This is a genomic window from Cellulomonas fimi ATCC 484, assembly GCF_000212695.1.
Taxonomy (GTDB): Bacteria; Actinomycetota; Actinomycetes; order Actinomycetales; family Cellulomonadaceae; genus Cellulomonas; species Cellulomonas fimi.
On the sequence record NC_015514.1, the window covers coordinates 3,007,574 to 3,022,108 of the forward strand.

Genomic DNA, 14,535 nt, shown 5'->3' on the forward strand with positions numbered 1-14,535 from the left:
ATCGGTGGACACGGACGTCCGTGGGAGGACCGCGAGGCGCCTCCCGGGTCCTCAGACGTCCCGCAGACGGAACGCGCACCAGCCCGCGGCGAGCGCGCCCGCGACGAGCAGACCGGCCACCAGCGCGCCCTGACCTGCGCCGACGGTGTGCAGGACGTCGCGGCAGAGCTCGCCGGCGGGTGCGGTCGGGTCGGGCACGCAGTCCGGGACCGTGTACGTCGCCTCCCCGGTCGCCCACGCCGTGAGGTTGGTCGACAACGGCAGCCACCGGACCGCGGGCAGCACGAGCGGCAGCGCGCTCTCGACGGCCGCGACCCACCACACGGCGACGCCCGTGACCGCGGCCGCGTGCCGCAGCGCGAACCCGAGCCCCACACCGAGCGCGGCCGTCCCCGCGGCGGCGACGACCCACCGCGCCCCCTCGCCCGCGACGCGCCCCCAGTGCTCGGCGGGCACCTGCGACGGCACGCCGTTCACGGCCGCGACGACCACCAGGCCGAGCACGAGGAGCGCGAGCGCCACGGCGGCCGTCGGCACCGCGACCGCGAGCGCGGCTGCGCCCTTGGTGACGAAGACGCGACCGCGTCGCGGGGCGAACGTCAGCCAGGTCCCGATGGCCCCCGACTGGAACTCGGCCGTCACGAGGCCGGCGCCGAGCAGCAGCGCGCCCAGCAGGACCATGACGCCGGCCGACGGCAGACGCTCGGCGACGAGGATGGCCGCGTCGGGGCGCCAGGCGTCGAACGCCTCCCGGACCGGCACCATCGTGGCGCACCGGTCCGCGACCTCGGCGGCGGACAGCGCGGGGTCCTCCTGGGCGGTCACCTGCCGGCACGTCTCCAGGACGGCGTCGGCGTCGGCCTCCCACACGCGCATCGCGTCGGCGAACGCGGCGTCGGCGGCGGCGGTCTGCGCGGCCGTCGGGGGACGCGAGGCCCACCAGCCGGTCGCGACGAGGCCGACCACGCCCAGCAGCACGGCCGCGGCCACGAACCACACGAAGGGGCGCGCGCCGGCGCGTGCGAGCTCGGCCCGCAGGAGCGACCTCATGCCGCGCCCTCCCCGCTGGTCGGCGTGCCCGTGAGCTCGAGGAACACCGACTCGAGGTCCCGCCGGACCTCGAGGAGCTCGTCGGCGAACACGCCCCCGCGCGCGAGCACCTCGTTGACCCGTGCCGCGCCGGGCGCGCCCTGCACGAGCAGCGACCGGCCGTCCGGCCGCACGGTCCATCCCTGCGCGGCGAGCAGGTCGCGCGCCGGACCCGCGTCCGGGACGCCGACGCGCACGGGCGCGGGGCCGCCGCCCGTCAGCAGCTGCGCGACCGTCCCCTCGGCGACCAGACGACCGCGCGCGACGACGGACACCGTGTCGGCGACCTGCTCCACCTCGGCGAGCACGTGGCTCGAGACGAGCACCGTGCGGCCCTCGTCCGCCAGCCCGCGCATGGTCGCGCGGACGTCGCGGATGCCCGCGGGGTCGAGCCCGTTGGTCGGCTCGTCGAAGACCAGCAGGTCCGGGTCCTTGAGCAGGGTCGCGGCGATCGCGAGCCGCTGCTTCATGCCGAGCGAGTAGCGGCGGAACTGGTCGACGCCGCGCTCGCGCAGGCCGACGCGCTCGAGCACCTCCTCGACGCGCGTGTGCGGCACGCCGACGGCCGTCGCGAGCAGGCGCAGGTTGCGGCGGCCGGAGAAGCCGGGGACGAACTTGGGGTTCTCGACGATGGCCCCGACGCGACCGACGACGTCGGGCAGCCGCTCCGGCACCGGGGTGCCGAACACGTGCACCGACCCCGCGTCGGGGCGCGCGAGGCCGAGGAGCATCCGGATCGTCGTCGTCTTGCCCGAGCCGTTGGGGCCGAGGAACGCGTGCACGCCGCCCGCGGGGACGGTGAGGTCCAGGTGGTCGACCGCGACGACCTGCCGGAGCGTGAAGGTCCGGTACGTCTTGCGCAGCCCGCGCACGCGCACCGCTGGTTCGTCCCGTGCGCCGATGTCCGACCTCCCGTCCTCCCCCTCACCATCGGCCCGCCCTGCGTCCCCCTCGCCCCGATCCGGCCGGTTCACCCGCTCGGCCCACCCCGGAGACCTGTGAGACGGCGACGTCCCGGCGAGACGGCGACGTGGATGTCGCGCTCTCGTGGCGATGTCGCCCTCTCAGCGGGGGTGGGGCCTAGCCTGGGGGCACGCGAGGGAGGGTGGCGATGGCGAAGGGCTCGTCGGTGGTCGGGGTCGTGGTCGGCTTGGCGCTGGTCGCGGGGGTCGCCGGGTGCGGGCGGGCGGCGCCGGACGCGGGCGCGAGCCCGGGGCCGACGCCCAGCCGGTCCGCGAGCTCGCCCTCGTCCTCCGCGCCGACGACGAGCCCGTCGGCGACGGCGGACGACGCGACGGCGGACGGCGACTTCTCGCCCGCCGCGACGGTCGCGACCGCCGAGCCGTCGGGCGAGCGCGTGACCGTCGTCGACGTGCGCGTCGGGTCGCACGACGGGTACGACCGTGTCGTGTACGAGCTGGGCGGCGGCGGCGTGCCCGGGTGGCGCGTGCAGTACGTCGAGCAGGCGTTCCAGGACGGCAGCGGCGCGCCGGTCGACGTCGCGGGTGAGGCAGTCCTGGAGGTCTGGTTGACCGGGACCGGCTACCCCACCGACACCGGGCAGACGGAGTTCGGCGAGGACGTGGGGCCGCGCGAGGGGACCGTCGTCGAGGTGACCCGCCCGCTGACGTTCGAGGGCATGACGCAGTCGGTGGTCGGGCTCGACGGGATGCCGCGCCCGTTCCGGGTGTTCGCGCTGCAGGACCCGGTGCGCGTCGTCGTGGACGTGCAGACCTCCTGAGGTCCGCTCAGCGCCGCAGGCGCCGGACCTGCGCCTCCCACGGCCGCAGCCGCACCCGGCCGTCCGCGTCGGGCGGGGCGTCGTCGGCGTAGTTGCCGAGCACGGGCGCGGATCCCGCCGCACCGTCGACCTGGACCTCCTGCGGCTCGCCCGAGAAGCTGCCGAGCACGAGCAGCGTGTCCCCGTCGAGCGAGCGCGTGAACGCGTACACGTGCTCGTGCTCGGGCAGCAGCATCGTGAAGTCCCCGAGCGCGACGACGGGGTCGGTGTGCCGCAGCTCGATGAGCCGGCGGTAGTGGTGGAAGACCGACCGCTCGTCGGCGCGCTCGCGCGCGGCGTTGACGTCCACGTGGTTCGGGGTCACGGGCAGCCACGGCGTCCCGGTGGTGAAGCCGGCGTGCCGGGAGGCGTCCCACTGCACGGGCGTGCGGGCGTTGTCGCGGCTCATCGCGGCGAGCCCCGCGAGCAGCTCCGCGTCGGACGCGTACCCGTACGCACGCGCCTCGGCGACGTGCCGCAGCGACTCGATGTCCCGGTAGTCGTCGAACGACGTGAACCCGGCGTTCGTCATGCCGAGCTCCTCGCCCTGGTACACGTAGGGCGTGCCGCGGTGCAGGTGCAGGACGGTCGCGAGCATGGTGGCGGACTCCCGCCGGTAGCGGCCGTCGTCCCCGAACCGCGACACGATGCGCGGCTGGTCGTGGTTGTTCCAGTACAGCGAGTTCCAGCCGACGTCCGCGAGCTCGGCCTGCCAGCGCCCGAACGACGCCTTGAGGTCGCGCAGCCGCAGGGGACGCACGTCGAACTTGCCGCCCGGGCCGTGGTCGAGACCGACGTGCTCGAACTGGAAGACCATGTCGACCTCGGCGCGCGCGGGGTCGGTGAACAGGCGCGCGTGCTCCACCGTGACGCCCGGCATCTCCCCCACGGTCAGGAGCCGGTCGGACCGCCCGGCGAACACCTCGCGGTGCATCTCGGCCAGGAACTCGTGGATGCGAGGGCCGTTGGTGTAGGCCGCGCTGCCGTCGCCCAGCACCCCGTCGTGCACGGGGCCGTCGGGCAGGGCCGGGTCCTTCGAGACGAGGTTGATGACGTCCATCCGGAAGCCGTCGACACCGCGGTCGAGCCACCAGCGCATCATGGCGTAGACGGCCTGCCGCACCTCGGGGTTCTCCCAGTTGAGGTCCGGCTGCTTGCGGCTGAACAGGTGCAGGTAGTACTCGCCGGTCGCCTCGTCGAGCTCCCACGCGGGGCCGGAGAAGAAGGACCGCCAGTTGGTCGGCTCGGCGCCCGGCTGGCCCGCTGCCATGCCGTGCCGGGGCGGGCGCCACCAGTACCAGTCGCGCTTCGGGCTGTCGGCCGACGACCGTGACTCGACGAACCACGGGTGCTCGTCGGAGGTGTGGTTCACGACGAGGTCGAGGACGAGCCGCATCCCGCGCGCGTGCAGCGCCTCGACGAGCGCGTCGAGGTCCGCGAGGGTGCCGAACACGGGGTCGACGTCCTGGTAGTCGCTGATGTCGTACCCGTTGTCGTCCTGCGGCGAGGGGTAGATCGGCGACAGCCACACGACGTCGACGCCGAGCGCCTCGAGGTGGTCGACGTGGTCGAGCACGCCCCGCAGGTCGCCGATGCCGTCGCCGTCGGAGTCGGCGAAGGAGCGGGGGTACACCTGGTACACCACGGCGCGGGTCCACCACGGGGCGTCCTCGACGGTCCACGTCATGCGGTCGGGCTCCCTTCCGGGTCGGGTCGGGCGGGGTGGTGCGGGTCCGCCCTGCTCACTTGATCGCGCCGCGCGTGACGCCGGAGATGACCCAGCGCTGGGCGAGCACGTAGACGACGAGCAGGGGGATCATCGCCAGCAGGTACGAGGCGAAGGCGACGGTGTAGTTGGTCGAGAACTGCGCCTGGAACACGTACTGCTGCAGGGGCAGCGTCGCGGCCTCGGGGTCCGACAGGATGACGAGCGGCAGCATGAAGTCGTTCCACGCCCACACGCACGTGATGATCCCGACGGTCGCGTTCATGGGCCGCAGCAGCGGGAAGATCACCTTCCAGAACACGGTCCACGGGCTCGCCCCGTCCATACGCGCCGCCTCCTCCAGCTCGCGCGGGATGGAGTGGATGTAGGCGACGTAGACGAACACGTTGAACGACAGCCCGAACACCGTGTAGAGCAGGATCAGCCCGGCCTGGTTGTCGAGCTGCAGCTGTGCGGTGAGCTTCGCGACCGTGAGCATGAGGATGGGGAACGGCACGAACAGCGCCGCGATGAAGTAGAAGAACAACCCCTTGAACAGCCGGCGGTGCATGTTCCGGGCGATCGCGTAGGCCACCATCGAGTTCGTCAGCAGCGTCAGGACGACGGCGCCGACCGTGATGACCGCGCTGTTGAGCGCGGAGCGCGGGAAGTCGGTGAGCCGCCACGCCTCCCCGAAGTTGCCGAACGTGACCGGGCTCGGCAGGTCGAAACCGGCGCCCGTGAGCTGGTCGGGCGTCTTGAGCGCCGTGACGACCACGAGGTACATCGGTACGAGGATGCTCAGGGACAGGAAGATCATCAGCCCGGTCAGCCACCAGTTCGTGCGGCCCCCGGGCTCCCCCGGCTCGCTCTGCGCGCGTCGGCGGCGCCACCAGGGGCGGCGCGGACCGGTCGGGTCGACGGCGTCGGGGGCGTCGCCGGTGAGACGACCGACGGGCGGTGCTGCGGTGGCGGTCATGCGACGTCACCCTCTCCACGCTGCAGGACTCGGAACTGGACGAGGGCGAACACGATGATGACGACCATGAAGACGACGGCGTTCGCGAGCTGGTAGCCGAACTCGCCGCCCTGGAAGCCGCCCTTGTAGATCAGGACGCCGACCGACTCGGTCGCGGTGCCCGGACCGCCGCCCGTCATCGCGATGACGTGGTCGAACACCTGCAGGAAGCCCTTGAGCGCGAGCACCATGTTGATGACGAAGAAGCCCCAGATCATCGGGAACGTGATGCTCGTGAACGTGCGCCACGAGCCCGCCCCGTCGAGGGACGCGGCCTCGTAGAGCTCGTGCGGGACCGTCTGGAGGCCCGCGAGGTAGAGCACGATGTTGAACGCCGCCGCCTGCCACACGGCCAGCACCACGATCGCGATCCAGGCCAGCCCTTCGTCGCCGAGGATCGACGTGCTGAACCGCTCGTTGCCGAGGGACTGGGCCATCGCCGGGATCGAGATCGCGAACAGGTACTGGAAGACGTACCCGACGACGAGGATCGCCAGCACGTAGGGGATGAAGTAGACGGCCCGCAGCGTCGTGCGGAACTTGATCCGGCTGTTGAGCGCGATCGCGACGGCGAGCGCGATGACGTTGACGAGCACGGTCGCGACGAGTGCGAACTGGAACGTGAACACGTAGGCGTGCAGCACGCGGTCGTCGGTGAACAGCGCGACGTAGTTGGCGAACCCGACGAACTCGTACGGCCCGTAGCCCGGCGAGTCCGTGAAGCTGTAGTACACGCCCTGCAGGACCGGCAGCGTGTGCAGCAGGAAGAAGAGCACGAACGCGGGCAGCACCATCCAGTAGAAGGCGCGCGGCGTGCGCGAGGCGATGCCGCGGCGCAGGGGCGTGCGCTCCTGCGTGCGTGCGGGGGCCGTCGTGGCGGTCATCCTTCCTGCACCTTCCCCAGGCCCCAGGTGCGGCGTGCCGCGACCTTGTCCCAGTCCTCGTCGAGCTGCGTGAGCATGGTCTGGGCGTCGCCGCCGAGCAGGTACTCCTGGAGCAGCGGCGCGAGCGGGATCGCGGGGATGAACTGGTGGTCCGTGAACCCGACCAGCCGCTGCTCGTCGATGTACTCCTGGACGCCCGCGAGCGCCGGGTCGGTGTTCGCGGCTCCCTCGATCGCGGGGATCGCGACCTGTGCCTCGGCGTACTCCTGCACGACGTCGGGCTGCAGGAGGAACTCGACGAAGCGCTGCGCCTCCTGCGGGTGGGCGCTGTCCGCGCCCGTCGTGACCAGCACGTCGACGCCCGAGACGAGCGTCGTGCGGGCCGGGTCGTCGGTCGCCGGCAGCGCGAACGAGCCGACGGTGAACTGCGGCTCGAACGTGCGGATCTGCGGCACGGCGTACGAGCCGAGCAGCAGCATCGCCGACTCGCCCGCCGCGAACGCGCGCGTGCCCTCCTGGTAGCCGACGGCCGCCGGGTCCGGCTGCGTGTACGCGTAGAGCTGCCCCTCCTTCTCGATGGCCTCGCGCCAGCCCTCGGCGAACGTCGTCTCGCCCGCGAAGCGCTCCTCGAAGAAGCCCTCGGGGGCGGTCTGCGCGGTGAGCGGCGCGAGCGGCGACTGCGCGGTCCACGCGTCGGCGAGCATCCCGTAGAACGGGGTCACGCCCGCGGCCTGGAACGTCTCGGCGGCCGCGATGAGCTCGTCCCAGGTGGTCGGGACCGCGACCCCGTGCTGTGCGAACAGCTCCTCGTTGTAGAGGACGCCGCTCGCGTTGGCGGCGAACGGGATGCCGTTGACGGCGCCGGGCTCGCTCTGGCCGAGGGCCTGCACGACCTCGACGAAGCCCGGGTTGATGTCGTCGAGCAGCGGGTCGTCCGCGAAGTCGGTGAAGATGCCTGCCGACGCGAACTCGCCGAAGCTGCCGTTGCCGTTGAGGGTCAGCACGTCGGGCACGTCGTCCTTGACCAGGCGCGTGCGCAGCGCGGTTTCGGGGTCGGGCACGTTCTGCACGACGACGCGGACGTCGGGGTTCTGCTCCTCGAACTGCGCCGCGAGGTCCTCGAAGTACTCGACCGCCTCGGGCTTGAACTGGAAGAACGTGATCTCGGTGCGGTCGTCGCCGCGTGCGCACGCGGCGAGCGGCAGCAGGAGCGCCGCGGCCGCGAGCGCCGCGACCGTGCGTCTCCTCGCCCGTCTCCTGGTCATGCGTCGTCTCCTGACGTCGGCCGGGCGGCGTCGGTGCCCCCGGTTCCGGGTGCGGCCGGCGCGTCGGCGCGCCGGACCTGCACGAGGACGGTCCGCTCGGGGAAGAGGGTGGGGGCGCGGAGCCCGACCTGCTGCAGGACGCGTCCGGTGGTCCGGACCCCCTCGTCCCACCAGGCCAGGGGGCCGCGACCATGTCCCTCGATGGTGTTCCCGGGCGGGAGCGGGCGCACGTCGTAGCGCGCGTCCGGGTCGAGACCGGGGAGCCGGACGGCTCCGGGCGGGCTCGTGACGCTCGTCGTCAGCTGGGTGACGGCGAAGACGGCGGCGGAGCGGTCGAGGGTGACGACGCCGTCGACGCGCAGCGCGCGGTCGGCGGGCTCGTCGTGCACGCGCGTGCCGGTGTGCAGCAGGTCGCGGTGCTCCTTGTGGGCCGCGATCCAGGTGGCGAGCTCGGCGCGCTCCTCGTCGGTGGCCTGCGTGACGTCCCACTCGACCCCGAAGTGGCCGAAGAACGCGGTGGCCGCGCGGAACGCGAGCGCGTGCCGGCGGCCCGTCGTGTGGGACTCGGGCCCGCCGACGTGCTGACCCATGAGCTCGGGCGGCAGCAGCAGACCCGTCCAGCGCTGGATCTGCTCGCGCTCGACGGGGTCGATCGTGTCGGACACCCAGACGCGGTCGGTGCGTTCGAGGATGCCGAGGTCGACGCGCGCGCCGCCCGACGCGCACGACTCGATCTCGACGTGCGGGTGGCGCGCGCGGAGCTCGTCGAGCAGGCGGTAGACCGCCTGCGTCTGCCGGTGCACGCCGGGGACGCCGAGGTGCCCGTGACCTGCGTCGACCAGCTCGCGGTTGTGGTCCCACTTGAGGTAGGCGATGTCGTGCTCGGTGAGGATCGCGTCGACCCGCTCGAGGACGTGCGCGAACGCCTCGGGCCGCCCGAGGTCGAGCACCTGCTGCGTGCGCGCCGGGACGGGCAGGCGCCCGGGGACGGCGAGCAGCCAGTCGGGGTGCGCGCGTGCCAGGTCGGAGTCCGGGTTGACCATCTCGGGCTCGACCCACAGGCCGAACTGCATGCCGAGCCCTGTGACGGTCTCGACGAGCGGGTGCAGACCGTCGGGCCACGCCTCGTCCGAGACCTCCCAGTCCCCGAGCCCGCGGGTGTCGTCGCGGCGCGAGCCGAACCAGCCGTCGTCGAGCACGAACCGCTCGATGCCGAGGTCGGCGGCGGTGTGCGCGAGGGCGCGCAGCCGCTCGAGGTCGTGGTCGAAGTACACGGCCTCCCACGTGTTGAGCGTGACGGGTCGCGGCGTGCGCGGGTGCTGCGGCCGCGAGCGCACGTATGTGTGGAAGCGGTTCGCGAGCTCGTCGAGGCCCGTCCCGTGGCTGCCGTAGAGCCACGGGGACACGTACTCCTCGCCCCGCTGCAGGAGGACCTCCCCGGGCAGCAGGAGCTCACCGCCGCTGAGGACCGTGTCCCCGCGCGGCGTGCGCTCGGCCGCGAACCGGTGGTTGCCGCTCCAACCGACGTGCACGCCCCAGACGGCGCCGCGGCGGGCGTCGAAGCCCTGCTGCCCCGCGACGAGGACGAGCGTCGAGTCGGCACCGGGCCGCCCGCCGCGGGCCTCGCGCACGTGGCTGCCGGTGACGAACGGCAGACGCTGCGGGCTGCGCTCGCGCAGGTGCCGCCCGGTCGTGCCGAGCAGCTCGGTCGCGACGTCGGGGACCGGCAGCGCAGGGAGGACCCCGTGCAGGTCGAACGGGGTGTCGGCGGTGTTGCGGACCGCGGCGCGGACGCGGACGACGCCGCTGGGGTGGAGCTCGAGGTCGACGTCGACGGCGATCCCGGCCTGCGCGTCGGCCGCCCGGACGGTGACGCGCTGGACGCCGTCGTCGCCCTGCCGCGGGCCGTCGAGCGCCGTGGTCCGCAGGCGCGGGCTGAAACCCACGCCCGCGCGGTGGCCCGCGAGGCCCGGGGTGCCGGTCCAGCCGGTCGACGCCTCGGGCAGGAGGGTCACGGGGACGGCGACGTCGAGGCCGCCGGAGACCGGGACGGACTGCGCCGCGTCGAGCAGGCCGCGCAGGGAGTCGTCGTCGAGCGGGCCGAGATCGGGGCCCCAGTGGACGATCCGCGGCAGACCGCCGTCGGTGGTGTCAAGGACGAGGCTCGTGCCGCCGGAGCGGAGGTGGAGCGGTGCGGTGAGTCGGGTGGGCGTGAGCACGGATTCATTCCACGGTGGAATTAACTATTGTGTCAACTGTGGTCACGATCCCATTTCTGGCGATGTCGCCGCTTCCCTTGGTTCCGTGACGGAAGGTACGGTCACAGGACACGTCGTGCCCCGATCGCCACGACCGAGACGCCGAGGAGCGGAGGACCCGTGGTCGCGGAAGCACCAGAGTGGGCCGAGGGAGGCAGCGAGCTCCAGGTCGCCCTCGAGGTGCTGCTGCGCGGCCCCCTGTCGCGCGCCGAGCTCGCCCGCCGGCTCGACCTGTCGCAGCCGACCCTGACGCGGCTCACCAAGGACCTCGTCCGCCGCGGCCTGCTGGTCGAGTCCGACGCCCGCCCCGGCCCCGCCGTCGGGCGCCCCAGCCAGCCGCTCGACGTCGACGCCACCTCCCACCACTTCGTCGGCGTCAACCTCGCCGTCGGCACCGCGCACGCCGTGCTCGTCGACCTGCGCGGCACGGTGGTCGCGACGAGCTCCGCGGACCTCCCGCAGGACGCCCCGGAGGCGGTCGTCGCGGTGGTCGGCGACCTCGCGGACGCCGTGGTCGCCGCCGCGCCCGCCGGCACGGTCCTGGCCGGCGTCCCGACCGGGCTCGGCGTGAGCCTCGGCGGCCACTCCCCCGACGGGACGACGGTGCACCTCGCACCCTTCCTCGGCTGGCACGACGTGCCTCTCGGCGCGCTCGTGCGCGAGCGGACCGGCCTCCCGACGGTCGTCGAGAACGACGTCGCCGCCCTCGCGTCCGCGGAGCACTGGTTCGGCGCGGGGCGCGACGCGCGCACGTTCGCCGTGGTGACGGTCGGTGCAGGCGTGGGCTACGGGCTCGTCGTGCACGACCGCCTGGTGCGGCACGCCGACATGGGGCTCGGGCTCGTCGGCCACTTCCCGCTCGACCCGAACGGCCCGCTGTGCCCGGAGGGTCACCGCGGCTGTGCCGGCGCGATGCTCACGACGGAGGCCCTCGAGGCAGAGGCCGCCGTCGCGCTGCGGCGCCCGGTCACCTCCACCGAGCTGCTCGACCTGGCTCGCGACGGCGACCCCGCGGCGCGTCGCATCGTCGACGACGCCGGCCGGGCGCTCGGCCGGCTCGTCGCCGCCGTCGCGAACCTCACGATGCCCGACCTCGTGGTGCTCACCGGTGAGGGGGTGGACCTCGCGGTCGTCGCCGACGGCGCGCTGCGAGCCGCGCTCGCCGCGGACCGGAACCCGAAGGCCACACCGGTCGACCTCGTCGTGGAGCCCGGCGACTTCTCGCAGTGGGCGCGCGGCGCTGCGGTCGTCGCGATCCAGGACTACGTGCTGCGCTCGCGCTGACCCCCACCGCCGAACCGGAACAACTGCCTGTTGCACAACTACTTTCCGTGATGGAAACTACTCGCATGACGGAACACGAGAGCCTTCCCGCCCCCACCGCCGACGAGGCCCGCACCCTGCTCGCCCGGTCCGCCGCCGCAGCCGGGACGCTGCGCGCGAGCGGCCAGAACCGCCACGCGCTGTGGCTCACCGGCCACGCCGCGGCGACCTTCATGTTCTTCGTCGGGCTCGCGACGACTCCCGAGGACACCGGGGCCCTCGTGCTCGCCGGCTCCTACGGCGCCGTCCTGCTCGCCCTGTCGCTCGCCTGGCTGCGCGGCGCCCCCATGACCAAGCACGGCATGGGCCGCCGGTGGGTCGCCGCCGTCACCACGTGGGGCGTCGTCTACGCGCTCGCGCTCGTCGTCGGGCTCACGTGGCTGCGCGAGTCCGTGCTGTGGTGGCTCGTCGCCGCCGTCCTCGCGACCGTGCCGCTCGCGTGGGGCGCGTGGCGGGAGGCGCAGGCATGACACCGCCGCTGCCCGGCCCCGACGCGGTGGGCGAGCCCGCCCGCGCCCGGCTCGACGAGGTCGTGCACTCCCCCGTCCGCCTGTCCGTCGTCGCCGCGCTTGCCGCGACCGACGAGGCCGAGTTCGGCGCGGTGCGCGACGCGGTCGAGATCAGCGACTCCGCCCTCTCCAAGGCGGTGGCCGTGCTCGAGCAGGCGGGCTACGTCACCGTGCGCAAGGGCTACGTCGGCAAGCGTCCGCGCACCTGGCTCGCGCTGACCCCGACGGGGCGCGGGGCCCTGCGCGACCACCTCGCGGCGCTGCGCGCGATCGCGGGCGACTGACCGCTGCCGCGCGCGCCGCCTACGGTGGGGCGATGACGTCGGTCAGGAAGGTCCAGGTCACGTTCGACTGCGCGGAGCCGCGCCGCGTCGCCGCCTTCTGGTGCGCCGTGCTGGGGTACGTCCCGCCCGCACCGCCCGACGGGCACGCGACGTGGGAGGACGCCGAGGCGTCCCTGCCGCCCGAGCGGCGCGGGGCGTGGGCCGCCGCCGCCGACCCCGAGGGCGTGGGACCGCGGCTGTACTTCCAGCGCGTGCCCGAGGGCAAGGTCGTCAAGAACCGCGTGCACCTCGACGTGCGGGTCGGGGTCGGGCTCGTCGGCGAGGAGCGCGTCGCCGCCCTCGAGGCCGAGTGCGCCCGGCTCGTCGCCGTCGGAGGGACCCGGGTCCGGCTGCTGCCCGCGGACGACGAGGACGAGTCGTGCCTCGTCATGCAGGACGTCGAGGGCAACGAGTTCTGCCTCGACTGAGGCCGCGCGCCGGGCGTCGCCGCCCCCGCGCCTCCCCGGGTCAGGCCGACGGGTCCGGGGCGGTCGGCGGAGGTCTCGGGCGCCGTCACCCGCTCAGCTCGGCGGGCGCCCGACCGCTCACGACAGGACGGCACCGCGCGACGCGGACTGCACGAGCTTCTGGTACTTGCCGAGGACGCCGCGGGTGTACCGGGGCGCGATCGGCTCCCACCCGACGGCACGCTCCGCGAGGGTCGCGTCGTCGACGAGCAGGTCCAGGGCCGCGTGCGCGACGTCGAGGCGGATCCGGTCACCGTCACGCACGAACGCGATCGGCCCCGCGTCGACGGCCTCGGGGGCGATGTGCCCGACGCACAGTCCCGTCGTCCCGCCGGAGAAGCGGCCGTCCGTCACGAGCAGGACGTCCTTGCCGAGACCGGCGCCCTTGATCGCGCCGGTGATCGCGAGCATCTCGCGCATGCCCGGCCCGCCCTTGGGGCCCTCGTAGCGGATCACGACGACGTCGCCCGCCTGGATCGTGCCGTCCTCGAGCGCGTCGAGCGCGGCCCGCTCCCGCTCGAACACGCGCGCGGTCCCCTCGAACACGTCGGAGTCGAAACCCGCCGACTTCACGACCGCGCCCTCGGGCGCGAGCGAACCGTGCAGGATCGTGATGCCGCCCGTGCGGTGGATCGGGTCGTCGAGCGCCCGCAGGATCTTGCCGTCGGGGTCGGGCGGGGCGATCTGCGCGAGGTTCTCCGCGACGGTCCGGCCGGTCACGGTGAGGCAGTCGCCGTGCAGGAGGCCCGCGTCGAGCAGCGCCTTCATGACGACGGGGACGCCGCCGATGCGGTCGACGTCGTTCATGACGTACCGGCCGAACGGCTTGAGGTCTCCGAGGTGCGGCACGCGCGCCGCGACGCGGCTGAAGTCGTCGAGCGTGAGGTCGACCTCCGCCTCGTGCGCGATCGCGAGCAGGTGCAGCACCGCGTTGGTCGAGCCGCCGAACGCCATGACCACCGCGATCGCGTTCTCGAAGGCCTCCTTGGTCATGATCTGGCGCGCCGTGATCCCGCGCCGCAGCAGCTCGACGACCGCCTCCCCCGAGCGTCGGGCGAACTGGTCGCGGCGGCGGTCGGCCGACGGCGGTGCGGCCGAGCCCGGCAGCGACATGCCCATCGCCTCCGCGACCGACGCCATGGTGTTCGCGGTGTACATGCCGCCGCACGCACCCTCGCCCGGGCAGATCGCACGCTCGATCCGGTCGACGTCCTCCGGGCTCATGAGCCCCCGAGCGCACGCCCCGACGGCCTCGAACGCGTCGATGATCGTCACGTCCTTCTCGGTGCCGTCGGACAGCTTGACCCAGCCCGGCATGATCGAGCCCGCGTAGAGGAACACGCTCGCCAGGTCGAGGCGCGCGGCCGCCATGAGCATCCCCGGCAGCGACTTGTCGCACCCCGCGAGCAGCACCGACCCGTCGAGGCGCTCGGCCATCATCACGGTCTCGACGGAGTCCGCGATGACGTCCCGGCTCACGAGCGAGTAGTGCATGCCCTCGTGGCCCATCGAGATGCCGTCCGACACCGAGATCGTGCCGAACTCCAGCGGGTAGCCGCCGCCCGCGTGCACGCCGTCCTTGACCGCCTTGGCCAGGCGGTCGAGCGACAGGTTGCACGGCGTGATCTCGTTCCACGACGACGCGACGCCGACCTGCGGCTTCGCGAAGTCCTCGTCCCCGAGCCCGACCGCGCGCAGCATCCCGCGCGCGGCCGTCGCCTCGAGCCCGTCGGTCACCTGCCGCGAGCGCGGCTTGATGTCGACCCCGGGCGTGCCGTCCTGCGTCGTCGTCATGAGCCGAGACTAGGCAGGCCGGGCGCACCGGGCACCCCGCACCGCACCTGCCGGACCACCCGGATGCCGCACGGGGTCACACCCGAGGTCCCTCATCACCGGGCGCGCGCGTGCCGATCC

General features: G+C 73.7%; 13 protein-coding genes. 5 read left to right on the forward strand and 8 right to left on the reverse strand.

Annotated elements, in window-relative coordinates:
* Nucleotides 1-51 precede the first annotated feature (51 nt).
* Both CELF_RS13665 and CELF_RS13670 read right to left on the reverse strand, forming a co-directional pair.
* Nucleotides 52-1,050, reverse strand: a complete 999-nt coding sequence (locus CELF_RS13665) for a hypothetical protein (RefSeq protein WP_013771861.1) — start codon at nt 1,048-1,050, stop codon at nt 52-54.
* Entirely contained in the window at nt 1,047-1,967 is a 921-nt protein-coding gene (locus tag CELF_RS13670; RefSeq protein ID WP_013771862.1) for an ABC transporter ATP-binding protein, read from the reverse strand. The genes CELF_RS13665 and CELF_RS13670 overlap by 4 nt, the downstream gene beginning before the upstream one ends.
* Nucleotides 1,968-2,200: 233 nt before the next feature.
* On the opposite strand from CELF_RS13670, the gene CELF_RS13675 reads away from it, so the two are divergent.
* Nucleotides 2,201-2,830 carry an AMIN-like domain-containing (lipo)protein gene (locus tag CELF_RS13675; RefSeq protein ID WP_013771863.1) on the forward strand — a complete coding sequence of 210 codons (630 nt, stop codon included), beginning with the start codon at nt 2,201-2,203 and terminating at the stop codon, nt 2,828-2,830.
* 7 nt (nt 2,831-2,837) lie between these two features.
* On the opposite strand, the gene CELF_RS13680 is transcribed toward CELF_RS13675, so the two are convergent.
* From CELF_RS13680 to CELF_RS13700, 5 genes are read right to left on the reverse strand one after another with little or no spacing between them, the layout of a single operon-like run.
* A complete protein-coding gene (locus CELF_RS13680) occupies nt 2,838-4,556 on the reverse strand; it encodes a glycoside hydrolase family 13 protein (protein WP_013771864.1) in 1,719 nt (572 codons plus the stop codon).
* A gap of 55 nt (nt 4,557-4,611) precedes the next feature.
* Entirely contained in the window at nt 4,612-5,553 is a 942-nt protein-coding gene (locus CELF_RS13685) for a carbohydrate ABC transporter permease (protein ID WP_013771865.1), read from the reverse strand.
* On the reverse strand, nt 5,550-6,476 hold the full coding sequence (locus CELF_RS13690; protein WP_013771866.1) for a carbohydrate ABC transporter permease: 927 nt from the start codon (nt 6,474-6,476) through the stop codon (nt 5,550-5,552). The genes CELF_RS13685 and CELF_RS13690 overlap by 4 nt, the downstream gene beginning before the upstream one ends.
* Nucleotides 6,473-7,741, reverse strand: a complete 1,269-nt coding sequence (locus CELF_RS13695) for an ABC transporter substrate-binding protein (protein ID WP_013771867.1) — start codon at nt 7,739-7,741, stop codon at nt 6,473-6,475. Before CELF_RS13695 ends, CELF_RS13690 begins: the two co-directional genes overlap by 4 nt.
* A complete protein-coding gene (locus CELF_RS13700; RefSeq protein WP_013771868.1) occupies nt 7,738-9,960 on the reverse strand; it encodes an alpha-galactosidase in 2,223 nt (740 codons plus the stop codon). Before CELF_RS13700 ends, CELF_RS13695 begins: the two co-directional genes overlap by 4 nt.
* 159 nt (nt 9,961-10,119) lie before the next feature.
* On the opposite strand from CELF_RS13700, the gene CELF_RS13705 reads away from it, so the two are divergent.
* From CELF_RS13705 to CELF_RS13720, 4 genes are all read left to right on the forward strand, one after another.
* On the forward strand, nt 10,120-11,283 hold the full coding sequence (locus CELF_RS13705; RefSeq protein WP_013771869.1) for an ROK family transcriptional regulator: 1,164 nt from the start codon (nt 10,120-10,122) through the stop codon (nt 11,281-11,283).
* A gap of 65 nt (nt 11,284-11,348) precedes the next feature.
* Nucleotides 11,349-11,792 carry a hypothetical protein gene (locus CELF_RS13710; RefSeq protein WP_013771870.1) on the forward strand — a complete coding sequence of 148 codons (444 nt, stop codon included), beginning with the start codon at nt 11,349-11,351 and terminating at the stop codon, nt 11,790-11,792.
* Nucleotides 11,789-12,115, forward strand: coding sequence for a winged helix-turn-helix domain-containing protein (locus CELF_RS13715; RefSeq protein ID WP_013771871.1), 327 nt, complete (start codon nt 11,789-11,791; stop codon nt 12,113-12,115). Before CELF_RS13710 ends, CELF_RS13715 begins: the two co-directional genes overlap by 4 nt.
* A gap of 32 nt (nt 12,116-12,147) precedes the next feature.
* Complete coding sequence (locus CELF_RS13720) at nt 12,148-12,582, forward strand: VOC family protein (protein WP_013771872.1); 435 nt, start codon at nt 12,148-12,150, stop codon at nt 12,580-12,582.
* 117 nt (nt 12,583-12,699) lie between these two features.
* Here the strand turns inward: CELF_RS13720 and ilvD are convergent, their stop codons facing one another.
* On the reverse strand, nt 12,700-14,415 hold the full coding sequence (gene ilvD / locus CELF_RS13725) for a dihydroxy-acid dehydratase (protein ID WP_013771873.1): 1,716 nt from the start codon (nt 14,413-14,415) through the stop codon (nt 12,700-12,702).
* Nucleotides 14,416-14,535: the final 120 nt, after the last annotated feature.

What these genes read in the sequence shown, in the direction of transcription:
- CELF_RS13695 (WP_013771867.1), bottom strand. Translation starts at nt 7,741, where the DNA reads ATGACCAGGAGACGGGCGAGGAGACGCACGGTCGCGGCGCTCGCGGCC.
- CELF_RS13675 (WP_013771863.1), top strand. Translation starts at nt 2,201, where the DNA reads ATGGCGAAGGGCTCGTCGGTGGTCGGGGTCGTGGTCGGCTTGGCGCTG.
- CELF_RS13710 (WP_013771870.1), top strand. Translation starts at nt 11,349, where the DNA reads ATGACGGAACACGAGAGCCTTCCCGCCCCCACCGCCGACGAGGCCCGC.
- CELF_RS13690 (WP_013771866.1), bottom strand. Translation starts at nt 6,476, where the DNA reads ATGACCGCCACGACGGCCCCCGCACGCACGCAGGAGCGCACGCCCCTG.
- CELF_RS13685 (WP_013771865.1), bottom strand. Translation starts at nt 5,553, where the DNA reads ATGACCGCCACCGCAGCACCGCCCGTCGGTCGTCTCACCGGCGACGCC.
- CELF_RS13715 (WP_013771871.1), top strand. Translation starts at nt 11,789, where the DNA reads ATGACACCGCCGCTGCCCGGCCCCGACGCGGTGGGCGAGCCCGCCCGC.
- CELF_RS13665 (WP_013771861.1), bottom strand. Translation starts at nt 1,050, where the DNA reads ATGAGGTCGCTCCTGCGGGCCGAGCTCGCACGCGCCGGCGCGCGCCCC.
- CELF_RS13680 (WP_013771864.1), bottom strand. Translation starts at nt 4,556, where the DNA reads ATGACGTGGACCGTCGAGGACGCCCCGTGGTGGACCCGCGCCGTGGTG.
- CELF_RS13720 (WP_013771872.1), top strand. Translation starts at nt 12,148, where the DNA reads ATGACGTCGGTCAGGAAGGTCCAGGTCACGTTCGACTGCGCGGAGCCG.
- ilvD (WP_013771873.1), bottom strand. Translation starts at nt 14,415, where the DNA reads ATGACGACGACGCAGGACGGCACGCCCGGGGTCGACATCAAGCCGCGC.